General features: G+C 40.9%; 22 protein-coding genes. 19 read left to right on the top strand and 3 right to left on the bottom strand.

Annotated features, from left to right (window positions below; genetic code table 11):
* Positions 1-176: 176 nt before the first annotated feature.
* Both HGO97_RS15890 and HGO97_RS15895 read right to left on the bottom strand, forming a co-directional pair.
* Positions 177-1,250 (bottom strand): M24 family metallopeptidase, encoded by a 1,074-nt coding sequence (locus HGO97_RS15890; RefSeq protein ID WP_216243656.1) that lies wholly within the window; start codon positions 1,248-1,250, stop codon positions 177-179.
* Positions 1,251-1,466: 216 nt separating this feature from the next.
* Positions 1,467-2,009: a TetR/AcrR family transcriptional regulator gene (locus HGO97_RS15895; RefSeq protein ID WP_216243658.1), complete on the bottom strand. Its 543-nt coding sequence runs from the start codon at positions 2,007-2,009 to the stop codon at positions 1,467-1,469.
* Positions 2,010-2,158: 149 nt separating this feature from the next.
* On the opposite strand from HGO97_RS15895, the gene HGO97_RS15900 reads away from it, so the two are divergent.
* Complete coding sequence (locus tag HGO97_RS15900) at positions 2,159-3,499, top strand: MFS transporter (protein WP_216243660.1); 1,341 nt, start codon at positions 2,159-2,161, stop codon at positions 3,497-3,499.
* Positions 3,500-3,812: 313 nt separating this feature from the next.
* Here the strand turns inward: HGO97_RS15900 and HGO97_RS15905 are convergent, their stop codons facing one another.
* Complete coding sequence (locus tag HGO97_RS15905) at positions 3,813-4,316, bottom strand: helix-turn-helix domain-containing protein (protein WP_118392505.1); 504 nt, start codon at positions 4,314-4,316, stop codon at positions 3,813-3,815.
* Positions 4,317-4,887: 571 nt separating this feature from the next.
* Here HGO97_RS15905 and HGO97_RS15910 point away from each other — a divergent pair.
* From HGO97_RS15910 to HGO97_RS15995, 18 genes are all read left to right on the top strand, one after another.
* Positions 4,888-5,187 (top strand): hypothetical protein, encoded by a 300-nt coding sequence (locus tag HGO97_RS15910; RefSeq protein WP_118392504.1) that lies wholly within the window; start codon positions 4,888-4,890, stop codon positions 5,185-5,187.
* Positions 5,184-5,378, top strand: coding sequence for a hypothetical protein (locus HGO97_RS15915; protein WP_118392503.1), 195 nt, complete (start codon positions 5,184-5,186; stop codon positions 5,376-5,378). Before HGO97_RS15910 ends, HGO97_RS15915 begins: the two co-directional genes overlap by 4 nt.
* A complete protein-coding gene (locus HGO97_RS15920; RefSeq protein WP_216243662.1) occupies positions 5,371-6,291 on the top strand; it encodes a ParM/StbA family protein in 921 nt (306 codons plus the stop codon). The genes HGO97_RS15915 and HGO97_RS15920 overlap by 8 nt, the downstream gene beginning before the upstream one ends.
* An 8-nt stretch (positions 6,292-6,299) precedes the next feature.
* A complete protein-coding gene (locus HGO97_RS15925; RefSeq protein WP_004611520.1) occupies positions 6,300-6,749 on the top strand; it encodes a hypothetical protein in 450 nt (149 codons plus the stop codon).
* Between the two features lie 5 nt (positions 6,750-6,754).
* Positions 6,755-6,928, top strand: coding sequence for a hypothetical protein (locus HGO97_RS15930; protein ID WP_015516967.1), 174 nt, complete (start codon positions 6,755-6,757; stop codon positions 6,926-6,928).
* 181 nt (positions 6,929-7,109) lie between these two features.
* The gene (locus HGO97_RS15935) at positions 7,110-7,952 is read left to right on the top strand and encodes an ICP22 family protein (protein WP_117582543.1); all 843 of its coding nucleotides are present in this window, start codon (positions 7,110-7,112) and stop codon (positions 7,950-7,952) included.
* Between the two features lie 91 nt (positions 7,953-8,043).
* Positions 8,044-13,422 (top strand): SpaA isopeptide-forming pilin-related protein, encoded by a 5,379-nt coding sequence (locus tag HGO97_RS15940; RefSeq protein WP_216243664.1) that lies wholly within the window; start codon positions 8,044-8,046, stop codon positions 13,420-13,422.
* Positions 13,423-13,495: 73 nt separating this feature from the next.
* Entirely contained in the window at positions 13,496-14,491 is a 996-nt protein-coding gene (locus tag HGO97_RS15945) for a DUF5688 family protein (RefSeq protein WP_216243666.1), read from the top strand.
* 109 nt (positions 14,492-14,600) lie between these two features.
* Positions 14,601-15,140 (top strand): JAB domain-containing protein, encoded by a 540-nt coding sequence (locus HGO97_RS15950; protein ID WP_004611525.1) that lies wholly within the window; start codon positions 14,601-14,603, stop codon positions 15,138-15,140.
* A gap of 4 nt (positions 15,141-15,144) precedes the next feature.
* The gene (locus HGO97_RS15955; protein WP_215683642.1) at positions 15,145-16,122 is read left to right on the top strand and encodes a DUF3991 and TOPRIM domain-containing protein; all 978 of its coding nucleotides are present in this window, start codon (positions 15,145-15,147) and stop codon (positions 16,120-16,122) included.
* A gap of 391 nt (positions 16,123-16,513) precedes the next feature.
* Positions 16,514-17,038 carry a multidrug transporter gene (locus HGO97_RS15960; protein ID WP_117715737.1) on the top strand — a complete coding sequence of 175 codons (525 nt, stop codon included), beginning with the start codon at positions 16,514-16,516 and terminating at the stop codon, positions 17,036-17,038.
* A gap of 4 nt (positions 17,039-17,042) precedes the next feature.
* Positions 17,043-17,375 carry a plasmid mobilization protein gene (locus tag HGO97_RS15965; protein ID WP_118585371.1) on the top strand — a complete coding sequence of 111 codons (333 nt, stop codon included), beginning with the start codon at positions 17,043-17,045 and terminating at the stop codon, positions 17,373-17,375.
* A 10-nt stretch (positions 17,376-17,385) separates the two neighbouring features.
* The gene (locus HGO97_RS15970) at positions 17,386-18,810 is read left to right on the top strand and encodes a relaxase/mobilization nuclease domain-containing protein (protein WP_216243762.1); all 1,425 of its coding nucleotides are present in this window, start codon (positions 17,386-17,388) and stop codon (positions 18,808-18,810) included.
* Positions 18,811-18,839: 29 nt separating this feature from the next.
* On the top strand, positions 18,840-20,024 hold the full coding sequence (locus HGO97_RS15975) for a hypothetical protein (protein WP_021894487.1): 1,185 nt from the start codon (positions 18,840-18,842) through the stop codon (positions 20,022-20,024).
* Between the two features lie 9 nt (positions 20,025-20,033).
* On the top strand, positions 20,034-20,438 hold the full coding sequence (locus HGO97_RS15980) for a hypothetical protein (protein ID WP_004611533.1): 405 nt from the start codon (positions 20,034-20,036) through the stop codon (positions 20,436-20,438).
* Positions 20,438-21,556: a PcfB family protein gene (locus tag HGO97_RS15985; protein WP_055273075.1), complete on the top strand. Its 1,119-nt coding sequence runs from the start codon at positions 20,438-20,440 to the stop codon at positions 21,554-21,556. Before HGO97_RS15980 ends, HGO97_RS15985 begins: the two co-directional genes overlap by 1 nt.
* Before the next feature lie 6 nt (positions 21,557-21,562).
* Positions 21,563-23,758, top strand: a complete 2,196-nt coding sequence (locus tag HGO97_RS15990; RefSeq protein WP_216243668.1) for a VirD4-like conjugal transfer protein, CD1115 family — start codon at positions 21,563-21,565, stop codon at positions 23,756-23,758.
* 90 nt (positions 23,759-23,848) lie between these two features.
* Positions 23,849-24,226, top strand: coding sequence for an SdpI family protein (locus tag HGO97_RS15995; protein ID WP_117788293.1), 378 nt, complete (start codon positions 23,849-23,851; stop codon positions 24,224-24,226).
* The last annotated feature ends 9 nt before the right edge of the window (positions 24,227-24,235 follow it).

Here is a 24,235-nt window from a genome sequence, read left to right on the forward strand (position 1 = left end):
CGCAAATATATGCGTTATATATAAACCAAGGGCTGAATGCTCATAAAGAAGCCTTCAGCCCTACCATTATCATAGAAGATCTGCTTTTACAGAGATTTCTTCACACACTCGCATCAGTTTTCTATTTTAGCTGATGCCGCAGCCCTCTGTGTAAGAGTAGACTTGGAAAGATATGCTTAGCCTACGATTCTCCATTTTTTATCTACAGCGTTCAGGAGCTCATGTCCGTCTTCTGTTACGAGAACGAGGTCCTCAACACGAACACCGTATTTTCCTTCGATATAGATACCTGGCTCGATTGAGAAGATCATTCCTGGTTCTGCAACATTTTTGTTGATCGGGCTTACATCGCCATATTCATGGTCTTCCTGACCAATGAAGTGTCCAAGACGGATTCTCCAGTACTCGCTGTAACCAGCTTCGTCAATCAGGTCTCTTGCCTGCGCATCGATATCGCAGAAACGTACTCCTGGTTTGATTACAGCTTCGGCCTTCTCTACGGCTGTACGTACAAGGTCATGAATTGCAGCCTGCTCATCGTCTACACTCTTGCAGTAGAAGGTTCTTGTCATATCAGAGCAGTAACCCTTCCATATACATCCCATATCAATGAGTACACATTCTCCAGCCTGCAGTTTTCTTGTATCACTTGGAGTGTGATGTTGATCGGCAGCGTTGGCTCCGAAGCATACGATTGTATCGAAGCTCAATCCACTTGCTCCAGCTTTCATATATTCTGCATCGATGAAGTCTGCAACTTCTTTTTCTGTCATGCCTTCTTTAATAAAAGCAGCAGCTTTTTCCATAACACTGTCATTAATTACAGAGGCTTGTTTCATGATCTCGATTTCTTCTGCATTCTTAACAGCACGAACATCGTCGATACAATCAGATCCCCAGATTGTCTTTAATTCCGGGCAGCGCTCCTGAAGCGGGATCAAGAAACGTGCCGGCCATGTCTTATCGATACCAAGTACGCTCTTTGTATCAATGTGCTCCATCAGAACAGCAATCTGGTCGTCCATATCACTGAACCAAACCTCTTCGAACCCTGTATTAGATACATAGTAAAGATAGTTCAGGAATAAAGTGTGTTTTCCGTTGCTTCGAAGAAGCAGAGCGTATAATCTTTCACCAGGATTTACCATGATTCCTGTTAAAAAGCGGATACTTAATGGATCTGACAGTAATAACTGATCCAGCCCCTTTTTCTCCATTTTCTCCAATACGCGTTCAATTCTTTCGTTCATTTTAAAAATCTCCTTTCGTTAGTAAAAATGACTCTGTGAGCATTATATCATAAAGGTCAGAAGATTTCACGAAAATAAACAAAAAATTCATGATTCTTAAATTTTTTGTTATAGTTCACTCGACAATCAGGCCACGCAGCAGTAGAAAGCGCCAAAGGTACAACTTTATGAATGGCCCGAGTAACTGTAACATTTATTTATGATTATGTTTCGGAATCAGCTTAATATCTTTTCGCTCAAATCATTTATTAAGGCAGCAATTCGGCAGGCTGGTAATTTCATACCTGTGCCAAACCAATAGCTCAGGATACTGCTGCTTCCAGAAGTTACATAATGGCACACCATTTCACGATTCGTGGGGGCATAATCTGAAAGTTTATCTTTAAAACATGAATACATTTCCTGGCAGAAGCAGCCGCTGATTTGATTCGAAAATCCAGGATCGGCTTTTATCATATGATAGAAGGGCATGTGCTCCATATCCTGCAACTGCTGCAGAATAGATTCGATTAGTTTGACCGTGTTTGTGCCCTTGAAACTTTGCGTCACTGAGCGCAGGTCTTCCAACAATTCTTCCTCAGATTTTTGCAGCAGGTCGTAAGTATCATAATAATGCTTATAAAATGTAGAGCGGTTTATCTCTGCTAGACTACAGATTTCAGTTACCGTTATTTTCGGAAAAGGTTCTTTTTCTAACAACTGAAAAAATGCTTCTTTAATCTGTCTTTTTGTGTAACGTGTCCTGGCGTCTGATTTCATGATTCCTCCAAAAGCAACATCTAAGTGTTATCTGTTGATTATGTATCATTTCAAAGTTGATTGATGCCTTCTTCCTTCTTTTCCCCAATTATAATATAAGCATAAGGTAATTACAACAGCGACAGGTGAAGGGAGAATAGGGTGATAGTATGAAGAAAAGTGAAAATCCAGACAAACTTCCAATGGGAAAGTTCTTGGCGTGGAAAACAAGGGATATTTCCGCAGGCACAATGAATGTAATAGTGATTGGATATTTAACAATATTTTGTACGGATACTCTGGGGATGAATGCTGCTTTAGTAGGGACGCTGCTCATGGTAAGCAAGATATTTGATGGGATACCGGATTTATTTGCGGGATATTTGATTGATAATACTAGAACAAAATGGGGAAAAGCACGTCCCTATGAGTTATCTGTGATTGGATTATGGATATGCACCGTGCTGCTATTTTTCACATCTCCGGCATGGAGCAGCACAGTAAAAACAATTTGGATATTTGTTATGTATACGATGGTGTTCAGTATATTTAATACCTTATTAAATGCCAACCAGTCCCCCTATATGATTCGCGCATTTTCCAATAACCAGCGGGTGATCGCGAAAGTATCTTCCTATGGAGGTATTATCAGCATGGCTGGGATTATGGGGGTGTCGATTTCATTTCCACTCCTTATGGCAAAATTAGCCGTCAGCACGGCCGGATGGAGGGCATTGATTCTGATATATGCAATCCCCATGGCTGTACTTGGAATTATGAGATTCTTTTTTGTAAAAGAGGATTCTTCTGTAGATGCCGGGACGAGTGAACGCGTCCATTTTAGAGAAATTGCTAAAATGTTGAAAAGGAATAAGTATTGTCTGATTTATGCACTGATAAGTGGATTATATCAGCTCAGTACAGGATTTGGCGCAGGAACCTATTATTTTACTTATATTATTGGGGATATTTCAAAGTTTAGTATTGTGAACCTGTGCTCTATTGTATTACTGCCGATCATGTTGTTTTTCCCACTGATGATGAAGAAAATAAAAGTTGCAGATTTATTTTCTATATTTTCAGGTATTGCTGTGCTTGGTTACATCATTGTATTTTTCGGGAATAAAAATTTTTCGGTGGTATTGGCAGGGGTTCTGCTTACGACTCTGCTGAATCTGCCACTTGGATATCTGGGAACGTTAGTGGTCATGCAGCTTGCATCATATAATGAAGAACTGGGGCTTCCCCGGATGGAAAGTTCTAGCAGTGTTGTTGCGGGATTTGTCAGTAAAATCGGTGCCGGAGTAGGAGCGGGACTTTGCGGTATTTTGCTGGGAGCGTCGGGGTTCCTCTCTTCGACATCTGGAAATGGTGTGATACAGCCGGAGAGTGCGGTCATGATGATACGGTGTTTATACTCTATTTTACCTGGAATCTGCGCAGTATTGATTATTTTTTTATCCGTGGTACTTAGGAAAATGGAAAAGGAACTAGGGATGAAAAATAAGTAATTTAATAGAATTTAAGCGAATTGTTTGGTATGATATGAATTGGGCAGGCGGTGTCTGCCCAATTTTAGTTAGGTGGATATCATAAATTTAAAATAGGATTTTCAGAAGGAGAAAAAGAGATGATAAAAATACTATTTGTCTGCCACGGCAATATACTAACCTTGATTAAAAATACTTGATTTTACAGTGTTTTGGGGATGTTACAGTAGATTTTTACCAACGATTTACCAAAGCTATTTGAGTAGGGGATAAACTACTCAGGATATGTAAAGTGAAGTATTATAATAGAGTCCTAGCAAAGAAAATCCGCAATTTAGCGGATTTTTTTAATACATTCGTTAAATAAGAGCAATCTGTTAATCTTATCATCATAAAATTCTTTTTGCTGTTCAATCACAGCTTTATCATTATCCTCATAGGCAATTAAATCTATCTGTTGTTTACAATTTAGATAAGAACAAATAGCTTCATTTATTTGTGAATCTTCAAATGTCATGTGTATGCTGCTGGGGATGTAGTTGCCATCTTTATCCTTATCAGCAGATATTTTCAATGGAGATTGTTCGTTAAGCTTCATAACTAAAGAAAGAACATCACTAACAGTATTAATATCGTAATCAAGAAATACAGTTACGCTAATGCCAAGAGCTTCTGCTATTTTTTGAAGCTGATCTGGTTTTGGATTTCGTTCACCGCTTTCATATTTCTTTATGGTAGATAAATAAATACCGGACTGTTTTGATAATTCGTCCTGTGTCATATCTTTTAATTTTCTATATTTTTGAATTTTACTTCCAATTGAATGTCTATTATCCATTAATAATCACCTCAAACAAATTGATATGAATATTTTAACACAGAGTTCACAAAAGTGGTACATTATTTTGAAAATATATTGACAACCACAAATGTGGACTATATAATGAAAATACGAACAGACCACAAATGAGGACTAACATAAAAAGAATAGATATGTTGAAAATACTTCTTTTGGCGAAGTTCAAGGATTCAAAATTTTGCTATATCATAATCCTGCGAGTTGCAAAGCAGCTCATACAATTGAATAACAATTACAGATATAGTGATAATTCCGGTTCAGATACCTGATGGAAATCAAATATACTTGCGAAGAGTGCTGAAGGATTGAGAAATGAAAGTGGAGCGAGTAAGGGTAGTCAATACTGTTGCGGAAGGATAATAAACTATGAAGGTGTTCAAAGGGAACTTCCTGGCTCTCAAAAAGGCGGTAGAGAGGATAGCATTATTTAATTTAACTTAATGCGTCGTAAACGCAGATGCGGCTTATCTGTAATTCCTATGTGTGCAGGCAAATGGGAAAAAAGCACACCTACATGGCATGAGCCGTGTAGAAAGCAGGTAAGTAGTGAATGGAATTAACTTTTAAAGGTGTGGATATAAGCACTGAGGAAAAGTTCGTCAGCTACATTAATTCACTGAATACAGCGATAATGAAGCAAAATGCCATGAATGAAATCAAGCAGGATTTATATGATGTTTCTTATTTGAAAAAGCGTTACCGAAAGATTGTAGCCAAAAATGAGAAAGCACTATTTATGGCAGACCACGAATGTTTGAAATGTGTTTATTTCCAAAGACTGGCACGAAAATGTCAGGCAAATTGTAAGTGCCCCTTAGAAGAATCTACAGAAGGAGGCGTATTTACATGAAGCTATGCTGGATTGTTGTGTTGGTCGGAATAAGTATCATCCTGGTTTTTCTATATTCATTAGTTGCAATGTCGTCCAGATCAGAGAGGTTTATTGAGCAGCTTATGGAAGAGGAAGGGAGAAAAGGTACAGATGAGCAGGATATGGAAGCAATTATTACGGAAGGGAAGGAGAGACAGGAACATGAATAACAAGTTAGAAGTAATCGGCATTGATCATGGCTGGTCAATGATGAAAACAATCTCTCAGGTATTTGTCACAGGTGTTAAGGAGATTACAACAACTCCAGCACTTTTCGGTGATGTACTCGAGTATGAAGGAAAGTTCTATAAGGTTGGAACTGTGAGACAGGAGGTAAAGGACACGAAGGTCGAAGATGGCAGCTTTTATCTTCTCACACTTGCGGCAGTAGCTAAGGAACTTAAAAGAAGAGGTCTTGCAGAGGCAAAGGTATTCCTTGCCGTAGGACTACCACTTACAAGGTTTGGAGCAGAGAAGAATGATTTTATCAAGTACCTGACAAAGAATAAGCGTGTAAGCTTCAAATATGAGAATGAGCCGTATTATATTGAAATTGATGATGTGGCAGTATTCCCTCAGTGTTATGCAGCAGTAGTGGACAAGATTCCTACAATGGCAAAGAAAACGCTGATAGTAGATATCGGTAGCTGGACAATCGACATTATGCCGGTAATCAACAAGTCACCGGATGAATCAAAGTGTGTGACGATACCAAAAGGTCTTATTACCTGTATGCGTTCTATCAATGAACAGTGTGTAAGACAACTTAACGGAGAGGTAGACGAGTCAGAGATACAGAACATCATGCGGTATGGCAGGTCAGATATTGATGATGAATACTTTGCCATTATCAAGGCAGAGATAGAGGATTTTGTTGATAAGGTATATAACTCAATCCGTGAGTTTGGGTATAACTTAAAGACTACACCGATTGTATTTGTCGGTGGCGGGGCAGTTGTGATGAAGAATTTTGGTAGTCATGATGCTAAGAACATTTCCTATAACCTTGATGTAAAGGCAAATGCAAGAGGATATGAGCAGCTTGCCACAATGGGACTTAAAAGCACTAAGCGATTATCATAAGGAGGCAGATGATGGGAAGAAGACTTGAATATGAAGTAAAAACTTCTGTCCGCCTCAACATGAGCAATCCTCAGCATGTGAAAATCAATGATGTGATTCAGAACCTTGATCCGAAGATTTTCAAATCTAAGAACCAGTTCATTATAGATGCGATTCAGTTCTACATTGATAATTATGGAAAAGAAACTTTTGTTATCAAGAAGAAGGAAAAAGAGAGGGCTGAATATATCCGGTCAGAAGATATTGATGACATTAAGGAAGAAGTCATTGAAGCAGCAACCAATGAGGCTAGGAAAGAGGTCATAAGGCTGTTAGGCGGAGTGATATCCGGAATGAATGTTGGTCAGCCGGTAATAATGCAGGCAGCCAATAGTGAAGCACAAGAACCTACAGAAGATGTTATGGACGATGCAGATGTTGCAGGACTTGCAATGGGATGGATGTCGAAAGGAGACTGATTATTATGAGAAGAGTTATGGGAGCCGTAGGAACAGTAATTTTAGAGATACTCAAGTGGATATTAAGGATAATTCTTGGAGCGTTGAAGCTGGTCTTAGGACTTGCCAGAATAATTCTTCTTCTATTCGCTATGGTGGCAAGGATATTTCTTTCATTCGTAAGAATGGGCACATTCTGAGAGGAGGTGAGCGTATGCAGGTAAAGGGTTTATTCTTAAATTATAAGAAAAACAGAAGACTTATGCAGTATTTCTTTAAAATAAGAGAGCTGGTATAATGAAAGGAGTTTAAGATGCACAGAATACGGGACAGTCCTATGTGTCCCGTGCATTACAGATAAATAGTTCACCGCAAGGGTGGATGGCACGGAACACAAAGCCCGTCCCTCTTGCGGAGAAGGGATGGGTGATTACTATGAAGAAGATAAGGATTATCTTATTATCCGCAGTACTGGTCTTTTCAATGGCTGCCTGTAATGGTGGTAAGGAAAAGGCTGATAATAAGACAGAGAAACAGACGGAAAGTGTAAAGCCAACTGAAGAAGCAGAAATGGCAACGGAAGCTGTCACAGAGGTCGCAACCGAAGTTGAAATTGAAGAGACAGAGAAAGATATTGCCGAGGCTAAAGATTCAGAAGAGAAGACTGATAAGGAAGATAACCGGTCAGCTGATAATGAAACTGCTTCAAAGCAGGAAGAAAAGCCGGAGCAGAATGACGAGCCGGAACAGAAAGCTCCTGCAAGTGGTAATAAGGAAGCTGGAGGAAATCAGAGTAATGCAGGTAATGGTGGTCAGACTACAGACAGACCGAAAGACAATGTGAGCAATCCACAGCCTGCATCCGTGGCATACAGTCCACAGAATGTTGTGTCACTTGCAACAGCAAAGTGTCAGGCAGGAGGGATGATTACCACACAGCAGAATTTACAGAATCATTTGAATGACGGTAGTATCACGCAGGAAGAGTACAATGAGTATTATCCTTACGATGGTATGGAAGGCTCTTATTATAGTGTGTTTGTAGAGACAGACCTCAACAAAGCAAGTACCATTGATGGACAGCGGTTATCATCTGAGGATGCAATTGCAGAATATATTGCAAGTATGTTACTTTTGGAAACAGATCCGGTATTCTACATCAGTTATGATGGAGTTTACACGACAGGCGGCACAGACTATTACGAGTTTCGATGTCACAGATAAATAAAAACGAATAGAAGCAGAAGGAAGAAAGATGTAAGCCATAAACTTATGTCTTTCTTTTTTTATGCGTAAATTAAGGAGGAAAGAGCATATGAAACAGAAACTAAAGCGTTTTATGGCAGGATTTATGGCTATGCTCACACTGGTTGGAACACTCTTTACGAATGGAACAACAGCATTTGCAGCCAGTCCGCAGGCAAATATTGCGTTCTGGAATGCGTCAGTCAAAAATTCCGGAGAAGTAAGTGAGCTGAAGCCCGGATATAATCATGGCAAGATTCTGTATTCAATTCTTGACGGAAATTCTGCATATTGTATGAATTTCGGATTAAGAGCAGATGGCGGTCAGCTTATGAACAGCTACGATGATGCGAGCACATCAATGTCAGCACAGCAGAGAAAACTTTTAAGTTACTGCCTTTATTATGGGTTTAACAGTACACAAAAGGCGGCACCAAGCAACAGTCAGTGCGATGAGTATATCGCAACTCAGGCAATGGTATGGGTTATTGTAGCAGATATCTTTGGAACCGGAAGTGGTGATTCGGCAGCAAGAAAGCTCTGTAACACAGCACCAAGTCCTGATTCTTCATACAGCTATTATGAGAGACTCAGGGACAATATCAGCAGCTCCTACAATGCAACACTTCCAAGTTTTGCATCACGCAGAATTAGTGAGGCACCAACTTATGAATTAAAGTGGAATGAGGGAAGTCAGAGATTTGAAACAACACTATCTGACAGCAATGGTGTTTTATCGGATTTTGATTTTGGCATCAGCGGATATTCTGTTGATAAGAATGGCAACAGTATTACAATCTCTTCAACGAGCGTGAATACTACAGCTACAACAGGAACATTCACATCCAATGCTGGCAAGGTTGAGACAACATCAAGCTGTGTATTCTGGCTTACAGGAAAGAGCGGATATCAGGAGTTTATTTCTGAAAGACCGACAGCAGATCCTATCAAAGCCTATATCAAGGTCAAGACAGAGAACATCGGATATGGTGAGCTTACAAAGACAGACGAGTCAAGCGGAGTGAAGCTTTCCGGTGCAGTCTATGGAATCTATTCTGACAGCGGATGCACAAACAGAGTACAGACCATGACAACAGATGGAAACGGATATGCAAAGTCAGCTGCACTTGTTGCAGGCACTTATTATGTAAAAGAGATTACCGCACCAAAGGGATATGTCCTTTCCGGTAAAGTTCATACACTTACTGTAAAAGCAGGACAGACAACGGGAATCTCTGCAACAGATAAAGAGCAGCTTGGAGCAATCACAATCTATAAAGAGGGTGAGGTGCTTAGCTCATGGAATGGAAGCAATTTCACTTATGAGAAAAAGAAGCTTTCTGGAGCAACTTTTAAGGTAACTGCTGGAGCAGATATCTATAAGGCAGATGGTACAAAGGTGTATAGTGCTGGCGATGTTGTGGCAGAAAGCCTTACAACAGGAACTGACGGACAGGTGGTATTATCTGACCTTCATCTTGGAACTTATGTGGTAACTGAGATTAAGAGCATTGACGGGTATACAATCAATACCACACCTCAGACAGTAGCAGTTGAGTATAAGGATCAGACTGTGACAGTACAGTATGAATCAACTACGATTGAGAATACAAGACAGAAAGCGGATGTATCTGTCGTAAAGAAGGACTCTGACACAGAGAATCCTCTTGATGGTGGCAAGTACACACTTTATGCCGGAAATGACATCAAAAACTATGCCGGACAGGTTATTGTGACAAAGGGTACAGCTCTTGAGACAGTATCTACAGGTGAGGACGGAAAGGCAAGCTATAGCGTGGATCTGCCAATCTCTAACGGATATTATGTCTCAGAGACACAGGCACCATATGCGTATATCAGAAACAGTAAAGATGTTTACAGCTTCAATTTCAATGTATTACCTGAAACACAGGCAAAGGCATCATTCAGTCACACATTTGTAAATGACAGAACCACAGCAAAGATTCATATCTACAAGGTAGACAAGGAATCAGGCAAGGCAGCAGCCCAGGGAGATGCAAGCCTTGAAGGTGCAGTTTATGGTCTTTATGCGAGAAACGATATCGTGCATCCGGACGGAGCAACAGGAGTCGTATTCAAAGCAGGAGACCTTGTAGCAACACTTACAACAGATAAGAATGGCGAAGCAGAGGTCAATAACCTTTACCTTGGAAACTATTATGTGAAAGAAATCACTCCATCAGAGGGGTATCTCTTAGACGAAGAGGAGCACGATGTAGTATGCGACTATGAGGGAGACCTTGTAGCAGAGGTATCAAGAAGCACAACCTCAGCAGAGCAGGTCATCAAGCAGCCATTCCAGCTTATCAAGGTATCTGACAATGGCGATGATACTGAAGCAGGCTTATTGGCAGGTGCAGAGTTCACAGCTTATTTGAAATCATCTTTACCTGTAAAGGCAGATGGAAGTTATGACTTTGACAAGGCAGCTCCGGTAGTAATCGGGGAAAACGGAGCAACAACAATCACATCCGATGACAAGGGACATGCAGTTTCTATTGCAATTCCTTATGGAACCTATGTGGTAGTTGAGTCAAAGACTCCGCATAATATGAAAACAATCAAGCCATTTGAGGTAAAGATAAAGGAGAATCATCCAACAGAGCCTCAGACATGGAGAGTTTTCTTGGACAGAGAGTTTACAGCAAAGCTTCGTGTAATCAAGAAGGATTCTGATACAAAGCAGACAGTACTTGTACCAAATGCAGAGTTTAAGATTTTCAACCTTGATAAGAACGAATATGTAAAGCAGTACACAACTTATCCGTCAAAGGTAGAGCATACTTCATTCTTTACTGATGAGGACGGAGATTTAATCTTACCGGAGGCACTGAAAATCGGTAACTACCGCATTGAGGAAGTGTCTGCACCATTTGGATATGTTGTAAATGATAAGTATGTCAACATCTCTGTTGATACTGACACAGCATTTGAGACAGATGGTGATACAAATGATGCAATCATTACTGTGGAATATTCCGATGCCCCTGCAGTCGGAGAGCTGACTGTAGAAAAGAAGGGAGAGGTACTTGACGGATTTAAGGGTGGACTCCTGGCAAGCTCATATGAGAAAGAGTTTGTTTATAAGGAAGGCTCACTTGCCGGAGCAAAATTCAAAGTTTATGCTGCCGAGGATATTTACACAGCAGACAACCAGAAGGATGCAGACGGAAACCGCATTAAGTATTACAGCAAGGGAGACCTTGTGACAACTCTTACAACTGGCAAGGATGGAAAGGCAACAGCTAAGAATCTTCCTCTTGGACAGTACAGGGTTGTGGAAGTGGAAGCTCCATACGGATATGTATTAAATCCGAATGAGCAGAAAGTGACATTCACATATGTGGATGATAAGACACCTGTTATCAAGGAAAGCCTTACTTTCTCAGATGACAGACAGAAGCTTGATATGTCAGTGACTAAGCTTGATTCAGAAGATAATACACCGATTGTAGGTGCAGTATTTGGTCTTTATGCAGACGAGGATATCAAGAATGTAGATGGCAAGGTAATTATCGAGAAAGGCACACTTCTTGAGAAGACAACATCTGATGAGAATGGAAAGATTGCTTTTGTTAAGGATTATCCATTTGCAAAATATGTTGCAAGAGAGCTTGTAAAGCCTGCCGGATATGTGACAAATGAGGAAGCAGTAAACTTTGATACAAAATATCAGGGACAGGATGTTAAGACTGCTGTATATAACAGCGAGTATAAAAACACACCTACAACCTTTGAGTTTACAAAGACAGATATCACAAGCGGTGCAGAGCTTACAGGTGCAACACTTACTGTACTTGATAAGGATGGAAATGTGGTAGACACATGGACATCTGATGCTAAGGAAGCACATGTGATCAAGAGACTTGTCGTAGGCGAGACTTATACACTTCGTGAGGAATTTGCTCCTTACGGATATCTTAAAGCAACAGATATTAAGTTTAAAGTAGAGGACACTGGCAAAGTGCAGCATGTAGAGATGAAGGATGAAGTTCCTACAGGTTCCATCGTTATCAATAAGGACGGCGAATTTGTAACAGACACTACTCTTATGAAGGGTTACTGGTATGACTTTATCTTCAATTTCTTCAAGGACAGCCTTGCAGGAGTAACTTTTGATGTATATGCAAAAGAGGATATCGTAAGTGCTGACGGACTTGACACTGTATATCACAGGGCAGGAGACAAGGTGGCAACCATCGTGACAAATGATAAGGGTATCGCAAGAATTGATGACCTTCCACTTGGCAAGTATTATCTTGTTGAGACAAAAACCATTGATGGATTTGTATTAGATGATACACCGATTGAGGCAGACCTTTCCTATATCGACCAGAATACAAAGGTTGTATTTGCAGGAATGGATGTGACAAATGAGCGTCAGAAAGTGCAGATTACTGTAACCAAGACGGATTTAGAGACTAAGGAAGCACTTGAAGGAGCAGTATTCGGTTTATTTGCGAAAGAAGATATCGTGAACAAAGATGGCAAGGTAATCGTAAAAGCTGATACACAGATTGAGAGAACAGTAACAGGCAAGGATGGAAAGGCTGCATTTACCTCTGACCTTCCGCTTGGACAGTATTATGTCAAAGAACTTGAGGCACCAAAGGGCTATGTGAAGTCAGATAAGACATTTGATGTGGATGCTTCATATCAGGGAGATAAGGTAAAGGTTATCGAGTTTGAGGCAGCATTTGAAAATGCACCTATTAAGGTAGAAATTTCAAAGACTGATATCACAGGAGAGAAAGAGTTGCCTGGAGCAAAGCTTTCAGTAATTGATGCTGATGGAAAGCTTGTAGAAAGCTGGACATCAGAAGCAGGAAAGACGCATATGATTGAGAGACTTCCTGTCGGAAAGTACACACTCAGAGAGGAATCTGCACCGTATGGATATAAGGTGGCAAGTGATGTAACCTTTGAAGTAAAGGAGACTGCAGAAATCCAGAAGGTATCCATGAAGGATGAGCAGGCAGTCGGTAAGATTGTCATCGAGAAAACTGACAAAGTAACCGGAAAGCCGATCGAGGGTGTTGTATTTGAAGTAAGGGATAAGGATGGAAAGGTGCTTGATACACTCACTACTGACAAGAATGGTCATGCAGAGAGCAAGGAGCTTCCTATCTGTACTTACAATGAGGATGGATCATTCAAAGAAGATATCCATTATACAGTTGTTGAGACTAAAGCAGCTGACGGATATATCCTTGATGAAACAGCTCACGATGTAACACTTCGATATGATGATAATGCACCGGATGTTGTTGTAGCAACTCTTAAGCTTGTCAATGTACCGACAGAGCCTAAGCTTCCACAGACAGGTGACAATGCAAATCCGCTTCTTTATCTTGGAATCGGTGCACTTGCACTTATTACAGGTGTTGGAGTAGGACTTCGTGGAAGAAAGAAAAAGAATAAACAGTAACAATTAACCTTGCGGGGAATGTAAGCCAGTGACTTATGTTCCCTGCTTTTTTAGATTAAGGAGGAACCGTAATATGATGAATTACGAGATTTTTAAGGAAGTAGTAAAAGAAAAGTTTATGGATTATATGCCTGAGAAGTTCAAAGGAATGGAGCTTGTGGCAGAGCCAGTGGAAAAGGTGAATGTGACTCTTGATGGCATCATCTTAAGAGAAGAAGGCAGGAATATTTCGCCTACGATTTATATCAATGACATGTATAAGAAGTATCAGGACTGTGGCGATCTTGAGGAAACACTTATGGCTGCATGTGACTTCATGGAAAGGGCATATGAGCAGGCTCCGGTTGTTGATGTGGACAGCATTATGAGGGATGCTAACGAGAAGATTGTATTCCAGCTCATCAATACAGAGCAGAATAAGACATTTTTGGAACAGGTGCCACACAGGGAGTTTCAGGATCTCTCTATTGTGTATAAGGTAATAATCAGTGCCGATAAGGATGCGGTGCAGAGTTCAAAAATTACAAATGAATTTGCAAAAAGACTTGGAATGAGTGAGGAACAGCTCTTTAAGTGTGCAGCGGAAAACACAAGAAGACTCTTCCCACCTGTCGTTCGTAGCATGAATGACATTATGAGAGAAATGTTCGCAAGGGATGGGATGCCACAGGAGATTGCAGATATGATGATAGCCGAGATTCCACCGGAGCAGACGATGTGGGTGATTTCCAATGAAAAGGGTATCAATGGTGCAGCATCCATGCTTTATGAGAATGAGCTTCATGAGCTGGCAGAGAGTTTAGAGAGTGACCTTTATATTCTCCCTTCGAGCGTGCATGAGGTTATTGCAGTATCTTCAGATATGGGAAGCCCTGAGATGCTTGCACAGATGGTAGTCGAGGTAAATATGCAGGAGGTGTCTTTGGACGAGAGACTTTCCAATCAGGTATATCACTATGATAAGGATTTAAGAAAACTCACCCTTGCAACTGATACACCAAACAAGAGACTTGATGGTATCGTTGCAGAACCTCCCCTTGTATATGACGCGAAGGAAAAGTCCAGATAGGAGGCAGCTATGGAGCAGGAACTTACAATGGAAGAACTCATTGCTCTCATAAACAGCCAGAAAGGTGACTTTGTTATCCGTGTCGAGTTTGGAGAGGAGGCGGTGTCTGATGCCAAAGAAGAATGACTTCAAGCTTGATGTGGTTTCGGTAAGACTTGTAAAGGATGCTCCGATTTATTCGGAGCACACCTTTAATAATCCGGCGGATATAGCTGCTGTCATGGGAGACTGTATGTGCCAGTTTGACAGGGAAGTAGTGTGTGTGGTCAATTTAAGGTCAGATTTAAAACCTATCAATGTGCATTTTGCAAGTGTTGGTTCTTTAAATGAGGCAATGGCACATCCGAGAGAGCTGTTTAAATCAAGTATCCTAAGCAATGCGGCAAGCATGATGTTAATCCATTGTCATCCATCCGGGAATGTATTCCCAAGCAAGGCAGACACGATGATGACAGACCGTATGAACAAGCTGTGTGAACTGATGGGAATACCGCTTATTGACCATATCATAGTCGGTGGAGACAATCGTGAATTTTTCAGTTTCAGGGAAAAAGGCATGATTGATAATCCTAAGATTACCCTGAGCACAGATTACCGGACACTTGATATCAAGTCACCGCTTGTAGCAGAGCAGGGAAAGGCAAGGTGAAAACATGGATGGAAGATTTACGGATGAAGAGCTTGCCATAGCAAAGCGTGTTGATCTGTGTGCAGTTGCAGAAAGCCTTGGGTATACAGTAAAGAGGATTGGCAAATACCACACTTTAAAGGAGATGGATTCCATCCGTATCTATAACAGAAGCCATTGGTACAGATGGTCAAGGCAGTTTGACAAAGGAAACAATGGCGGCTCACAGATAGATTTCTTACGGGTATTTTGTGGAATGAGTGTAAAAGAGGCTGTGTTCTGGCTTTTAGATTTTGCAGGATACAGAAGAATTGAGAAGCCTGTAAAGCAGCCTCTTGTTCATCAGGTATCGCAGAAGCAGGCAGAGGAGAGAAAGCCATTTGTCCTACCGGAACCGGCAGGAGATAATTCCTATCTTATTTCATATCTGAATCAGGAGAGAGGAATCAGCAGAGTAGTCATAGATCTGTTTTTAAAAGATGGACTGATTTATGAGAGCAGGCATTACCACAATGTTGTTTTCAAAGGAAATGATAAAAATGGAGTGACAAGATTTGCAAGTATGCGGGGAGTGTTTGATAAGCAGGGTAAGCCATTCAAGTGTGATGTCACAGGAAATGATAAGAACTATGGATTTAATGTGGTGAATGAAAACAGTACAGAGCTTGTAGTATTTGAGGCTGCAATCGACCTTATGAGTTATGTCGATATCTTCGCGGATTATGAATCAAATAAGCTGGCACTTGGGATGCTTGCAGATGCACCACTTGAGACTTTTCTTCGGGAACATCCGCAGATTACTTCCATCCGGTTCTGCCTTGATGGAGATGAGCCGGGGAGAAAAGCAGCAGCTGAACTTATGAGAAAGTATTATGAGCTTGGATATGAGGTAGAAGACTGTCCGCCACCTGCCGGATATAAGGATTACAACGAGTGGCTTGTAGCGGCAAAGCTTAATTTGAACAGGATGAATAAGCGAGCAGATGAACCAGTCAGGGCATGAGAAACCGGATTTTGATGTGTGGGGGCAGAAAGCGCCCCCAAAACAGCAAAGTGGGGGCAGAAAGTGCCCCCAAAATGTCAATGTGGGGGCAAAAAGCGCCCCCGCAATTCGGACACGATAAAAACCGGATTGAATTCAGTATAAAAGTGGGGGCAGAAAGCGCCCCCAAAATAACAAAGTGGGGGCAGAAAGCGCCCCCAAAGTAGCAAAGTGGGGGCAAAAAGCGCCCCCACTTTCATAAACAGAGGGTTTTAGGGAGATTTTCTCCCTAACTAGATGGCATTAGGACAGAGATGTCTCTAATGCGTATCTAGCAGTCGCCGGGGACTAACTGGAGACTGGAGCTTTGGTGAATATTTACTAAACACGGATAAGGAGGTGCAAGGAAGCAATGGATGCAGAAGTTACGCTATTTTCAAAACCAGAAGAACTGATTGCCTGGGCAGACACATTTGATATCTTACTTAACCCTTCGATAGAAGATGCTGCAATATTGCTTAACTATATGGAAGGTCATGATTATGCTATTGGCATAGATTCTGATGGAAAGATGTACAGACAGGATGTAGCTGAGGAGAATGGTGAAATTGAACCATACCCGATAGATGATGTTATAGATACTGTTTGTGAATGGAACTATGAACTGATACTTGATGCTGATGCACACAGGAATGATCCAAAGGATTTTAAAGATTACAGTGAGTTTCAGGATAAGTATGACAGTTTGAAAGCAGATGAAAAGAGGCTGGACAGGTTGTTTGAAAAGACCTGTTATGCAAAGGAGATTGATGAAATGGCAGCTGCTTTGGTGGAATCATTCATTAGTCATCTAAGTAGCAGGGATGATTTGGAAAAAGCTGCGGTGACAGTTGCAGAAGGAATTAAGGATTATAGTACGGGTAAGAGAGGAAGGTGAGTCTATGGCAGATAAAGTTCATTGTATTAGGAAAACACTAAGACTAATGCCAGAGGAAGCCAAGATGCTTGCAAAAAAGGCATGTGATAATGGAATGAATGAGGCTGAGTATATCCGTCTTCTTATCAGTCAGAAACCAAATGATTATCCGGAAGTAAGGAAGATTCTGAAGGAACTCATTAATGAAGTCAACAGAATTGGAATAAATATCAATCAGATAGTATTTAACAATAATGCCAGGCTGTATTCCAAGGAAGATAAGACACAGCTGATAGCTTATATGCGAAAACTGAATCAGAAGGTAGATGAGGCGGTGGTAAAGATTGGCAATCAGTAAAATCCTTAATATGAAGGATTGTGGTGGGCATTTTCACGGAAAACATCTGAAGAGATCTCTTGATTATGTGATGAATCCGGAGAAAACACAGGATGGAAGGCTCGTTGGTGCAATCAACTGTCAGGTCGATTCTGCTTTTGAACAGATGAAAGCTACAAAACGGAAGTTTGGAAAAGTTGATAAAAGGCAGGGATATCATATCATTCTCTCATTTAAGGAAGATGAAGTGAATCCTGATATGGCATTTGAGATAACCCGCAGATTCGTGGAAGAGTATCTTGGAAAATCATATGAGGCAGTATATGTGGTGCATGATAATACAGCACATGTTCATTCACACATTGTATTTAACAGTGTGAGTTTTGTGGATGGGAAAAAGTACCGCTATGAAAAAGGAGACTGGGCAAAGTATATCCAGCCAATCACGAATAAGTTGTGTCAGGAATATGGTCTTTCAATCATTGATGTTGATGATGGCAGTAAGGAAAAAGAGCATGAAAGCTATAAGGACTGGAGCGAATATCGTGAAGGCAGTTTTGTATGGGCAGATATGATCAAGAGAGACCTGGATTCCTGCATACTGCAGGCAGGAAATTATGAGCAGTTTCTGGAGCTGTTATCTGACAAAGGATATGAGGTCAAGCAGGGAAAGTATCTGGCGGTAAAGCCACAAGGAATGACGAGATTTCGCAGATGTAAGACATTAGGTAACATGTATTCTGATGAGGCAATCCGGGAAAGGATAGAAAAAGAGGATATTTCATTTTACCGGGAACAGCAGAAAGAAGTACAACCGGTTCTTTGTAAGTGTAAGGTGAGAAGATACCGAAGGGCAAAGATGTCGGGGCTTCAAAAGAGATACTATGCAAAGCTATACCGGATAGGAAAGCTGAAAAAGAAGCCATACAGTCAGGTATGGAAGTATAAGGATGATATCCGTAAGATGCATAAACTGCAGGAGGAGTATTTGTTCCTTGTCAATCATGACATTCATTCAGCAGAGGAGCTTGTCAGTATAATCAGCTCATTGACAGATAAAAGAAAAGAAGTTTCAGCAGAGAAAAGCCGCATTTATAAGGCTAGGGAGAGAAGTCGAGAACTTTTTGATATAGTAGATGATATGAAAGAGTTAGAACCTGCTGAGAAGTCTTTCCTCCAGGGAGATGAATTTTTTACGGATGAGCATCTGCAATGGGAAACTTTGAAACAGAAGCTTTTATCACAGGGATATAGCCTTGAAGAGGTGGAAGCACTGCGTAAACATTATAAAGAGGAGTATTCCAAAGCATGTGCAAAAGAAAGGGCAGTATTCAAAGAGTTGAATATTGGTAAATCTATATGGAAGAGTCTTATTCCAGACAGCGTATCAGATGGAAAAGATGCACAGTACAACAAAGAGACAATACGAGACAGGAAAGAGCAGCCAGAACGTTAGGCTGTTTTTTTAGTAGTTAGGAGGCATATATGGAAGAAAACAGAGAACCGCTTAGTGCGATAGCAATCGAGAAAAAATTGCAGCTTCTCCGAAATAAGCATTTTAGTGAAGATACGATTGCTCTTGTAAAAAGTGATTATGAATATGGACTGAAAGAGGAGGAGATCAGCCTTTATCTCAATAAGTCATACGACATTGAACAGATGAAGATTTTATCGGAATGTCTGCACAAGGATGTTCCAAAAGATATGATTGATATTATCAAGAATACCAAGTATTCGGTTCATCAGATGCAGGTGTCCCTTGAATTTTATGAAAAGGGTGTACCTGTTCAGACAATTAAGGAGGTTATGGACAAAGGGGAAAAACCTATTACCATGCGACGATTATATGAGGAAGTTTTGGAACAGCTGAATAAAGTCAAGAAACAGATTCCGGAAGAGTCTGAGTATGTGAAAGCACTCATTTCTCAGATGGATGAAGTGGTTGTAAAGATCAATCATCAGAATGAAAGGTATGATGCCCTGAATAAGAAGCTTTCTGAAATAGAGACTTCCAAAGATGATGAGGGAGTCAGGGAGCGTCTGGTCAAGGAGAACCAGGATAAGGACGCTCTTATCAACAGTCAGCAGAATGAACTGAATAAGGCAAGCAGTACGATTGCAAGACTCAGGGATGATATTGAGAAAAAGGATAAGGAGATGAAGCGTATGGGAGACAGAATAGAGTCATTGGAAGATAAGATCATAAGTGTTGCCACAGAGAATAAGAAAGAGGCAGAAAGTAAGGCAGAGCCGCAGGAAAGCCAGTCCGTACCACAGGCAGAAAAAAAGATGGTTGATACAGTTGCAGTTCCGCAGAATATGCAGGCTGTGGCAAACGGGATTCCGGTCTATTATCAGATTCCGGTAGTTGATGGTACCGGAAATGTGGTGCAGAGACTTCCGATTGAGAGAAGTGTGAGAAAGAGCAGCAACAGCGGAGTGGCAAGCCTTTTTGCAAGACTTTCTTTTAAGAAAAAGTCGAGAGCAGACATTGTAAAGCTTGTTGCATCGGGCAATCTTGTTCCGGCACAGCTTGTCCAGATTAAGAGTGCAATAGAAAAGGGACTTACGGAGACACAGCTTATAGAGCTTATTACCAATAATATTTCAGCAGAAAAGATGAAAGAGATTATTGAGATAGCGGTACTTGAAAACAGTATGGCAGATTAGGAGGTACTTATGAATTTAGCAGTAGTAAATGAAGCAGTAACAGAGATGAATGGTGTGGAGCATCAGTTTACAGAGGAAGAGAAAAACTTTGTTGTCCAGTTCGCATTCAGAAGCGGCAGCAAGGAAGATACGATTTCTCTTATTGAAGCATTGGCACATTCGGCGGATAAGGCTGAGTCGGACGAGATTATGGTCACATACAGGGCTAAATATGATATGAAGCCTGCATGGGTGGAACAGGTGGAAAACCTGCTTGTGGCACTTGAAATGTACCGTATCGAGGAGGAAAAAGCAATCAATCATCTGGCAGATATTTTGACTGCTTATGGTATTGATGTATCAGCCGAGGAAATCCGTACTACAGAGACAGAAACACTTAAAACAACAGTCAGAGAGAAAGTGGAGGTGCGATAATGGCAGAAGAGATTCAGGAAGCGGTGCAGATCATCCGTGTTGCTTATGATGGCATTGAGATTGCCATGAAGGTAGGAAGTGGCGGAATAGCTGCCATGCAGAAGGCAATAGATTTCTTAAAAGGGATGCTTGATTATGAAAAGTCACTTGGCAAGACATCCATGAGAAAGCTGCTCTTAAAGGGTGGCGATTTACAGGTGTTACAGTTTAACACCGAAGATATGAAAAAGGTTGAAAAGATGGCAAAGAAGTATGGAATACTCTATTCAGTACTTCCGGACTGCAACAGGAAAGACGGACTGAGTGAGGTAATCTTTCATACAGAGGCAGTTCCACGTGTGAATATGATGATACAGAAGCTCAAGTTTGGCAAGATTGCCACATTTGACGATTATCTGAAGAATGGAGATGAAAAATCACTTGGCAAGCTGATGGATTTTTTGAAGAAACAGCAGGGAAACGAGAAAAGCCACACGATAGAAGGGGATAGGGTTAATTCCGCTATTGACGGACTGATTGAAAAGGTAGGAATGTTTGCAATGGAAAAGAAAGCTATCAGTGTGGATCAGGTCAAGGAGAATTTCAGCATCAATGGTGAGCAGGCTGAAAGTGTTATCAGACAGCTTGAGACAATCGGTGTGCTTGGCAGCAAGAATGAAGATGGCACCCATACAGTAATGATGGACAAAGATGCATTTATCAACCGTGTCAGAGGTTATCAGGACCTTGCTGAGAGAATGAGGGCAGTTGCAGCATCAAAGAATGCGAACCTGTCAGATGTGACTATCAGCAAGAAGCTGATTATCGAAGAGAATGACCATGCTGTTAAGACCAGGGTTCCCGGCACATGGGGAGAAGAGGCAAGATATGTATGGCTCCGTAAGGAAAACATCATGGAGATTCATGGTGGAAAGACAATGCTTACCTTCCTTGATTCAACCAAGGATTATAAGCTTTACGATGAGCAGAATCGTGTGGTGACAACCCAGAAAGGAACCGAGCTTTATACTCACTATGACAAGGTGGAGTCATCTGTCAGGGAGCGTTACGAGAAAGTGCAGAAGCAGCAGAAAAAGACAGCACAGAAGAAAACTGTTACCACGAAGAAAGCGAGGTAGCAGCTTATGCAGACAACAAAGAAAAAGCCGTCACTGATATTCATTCTTGTGGGTGCAGTGTTAGCCGGTTATCTTGGTTATCTGATAAATGGTGCGTGGATAGAGGGAATAGCATTTAATGAATTTATGGACAGATTCAATGAAGTATGTGCGGTTCCCTTTGCCAACTATTACAATTCCAATACAGTAAAAGCAGTAGCCGTTGCATTAGGTATCTATGCGATGGCTATTGTCATGTATTACACCAGTCAGAGAAACTATATGCCCGGTAAGGAATTTGGTACGGCAAGATTTGAAAATCCGAAGCAGGTCAACAAGATACTTGCAGATAAGGATGAAAATTTCAACCGGATACTCAGCCAGAATGTGAAGATGTCGCTGGATTTCAGAAGGCTCAAGCTCAATGGAAATATCCTTATCTGTGGAGGCTCCGGAGCAGGAAAAACATTTTATGAAGTAAAGCCGAATCTTATGCAGATGCCGCATAACTGTTCCTTTATCTGTACCGATCCAAAGGGAGAAATCCTTAGAAGCTGCGGGCAGATGTTAAAAAATAACGGATATAACCTGAAAGTCATTAATCTGTTAGAGATGGATAAATCAGACTGTTACAATCCGTTTTCTTATATCAGAGAGGAAACAGATGTGGTCAAGCTGATTACAAACCTTATCAGCAATACGACACCAAAGGGAGCGACACCAAGTGATCCGTTCTGGGAAAAAGCGGAAGGATTGTTCTTACAGGCTATCTTTTATTATGTGTGGCTGGAGGTACAGCCGGCAAAGAGAAACTTTGAGACAGTACTTAAACTTCTTGGAGAAGCAGAGGTTACAGAACAGGGAAAAGCATCGAAGTTGGATGTGCGTATGAAGTTTTTAGAGGAAAGTTCCCCACTTGGAGCCAATCATCCGGCAGTCAAGCAGTACAACAAATGTATGAGAGGTGCAGGAGACACAGTCCGTTCCATTATCATAAGTGCCAACTCAAGACTTGCATTTCTTGAGAATAAGCAGGTTTTACGACTACTCTCAAAAGATGAGCTTAATCTGTCCGATATCGGTATCGGAGTAAATGGGGATGGTGAGACAAAGACAGCACTGTTTTGTGTAATCCCGGATAGTGATAAATCCTATAACTTTATTATCGGTATGTTATATACGCAGATATTTCAGGAATTGTACTATCAGGCGGACTTTAACTGCGGAGGCAGGCTGCCAATCCATGTGACATTTATGTTAGATGAATTTGCGAATGTCGCATTGCCCGATGACTTCTGTTCCTTGTTATCGACAATGCGAAGCCGTGAGATTTCAAGTATTATCATTATTCAGAACTTTGCCCAGTTAAAAGCACTTTTTAAAGATACCTGGGAGACAATTCCCGGCAACTGCGATACGTTTATCTATCTCGGTGGAAACGAGCAGAGTACGCACAAGTATGTGTCGGAGCTGCTTGGAAAAGGTACGATTGATAAGAAATCAAGCGGAGAGACAAAAGGCAGACAGGGAAGTTCTTCAAGAAACTATGATGTATTAGGAAGAGAATTGTTCACACCCGATGAAGTCAGAAAGCTGGATAACAAAAAGTGCATTATCTTTATCCGTGGTTTTGATCCTATCATGGATAATAAGTTCATACCATTCAATCATCCGATGTTTAACCAGACAGCAGATGGCAATGGAGAGCCTTATGTTCATCAGATAAGGGGAGCAGATAATCTTATCGGTCCACCATTTGAGATTCTTTCAGACAAGGCAGTTAAGTATTATGAAAAGCTGAAAGATAAGGGCGAGAATGTGTATATAGACTCTCTTACCTATGAGCAGTTTATGGTGCTTGGTGATGCGGAATTAAGCAGAAGATTCTCCATGCAGGATGAAGCAGAGCAGAAAGCAAAGATAGACAGAGAGCAGGCAAATGAGCTTGAGTATGTTGATGAATCACAGAAGTCTGATGCTGCTGACAGTGCCAATGCATCTAATGGAAGTGCTGGTGCCAAGCCTGTAAGGAATCCTGAGAGGGAAAAGCCTAAGTGGGAGGATACTATCACAAATCGAATGTTACACTGGTCATATACACTGGAGCAGAAGGAAGAAGTGAAGAAAGCATTAGCTGCAGGAGTTCCGAAAGCAACGATTCTTACTTACTTCTATCCGGAGGTAACTGTGGAGAAGATGAGTACTTATCGTAAGAAGCAGTAAATGTTATCGCATAGGCACAGGAAATGTGGTATACTGTGCCTATGTAAAAAAGAATGTGTTTTACAAATCGGTATTTGAGGAGAAAACAGTATGTGGTTTTGGTGGTTTATTTTGATATGTGATTGTCTTATTCCAGCGATTATGATAATTGCGGGCAGAATGATGTGGAAACATTGTCCAAAGAAGATCAATGGAGTTGTGGGATACCGAACTAAGATGTCAATGATAAATATGGATACTTGGAGATTTGCACATGACCATGCAGGAAAACTTTGGTGGAAAGTCGGTATTGGTCTGTTGGGACCTACAATGCTTATACATATTCCTTTTTATGGAGCAAGTGATGATACAATAGGAATATTAAGCATTATTATCATTGTAATACAACTGGTATTTTTAATAGGCTCTATTTTCCCAACGGAAAAGTCATTAAAAAACAATTTCAATGAGGATGGAACAAAGCGATAACTTCAAGTT

The sequence above is a fragment of the Faecalicatena faecalis genome, assembly GCF_012524165.2.
Taxonomy (GTDB): Bacteria; Bacillota; Clostridia; order Lachnospirales; family Lachnospiraceae; genus Faecalicatena_A; species Faecalicatena_A faecalis.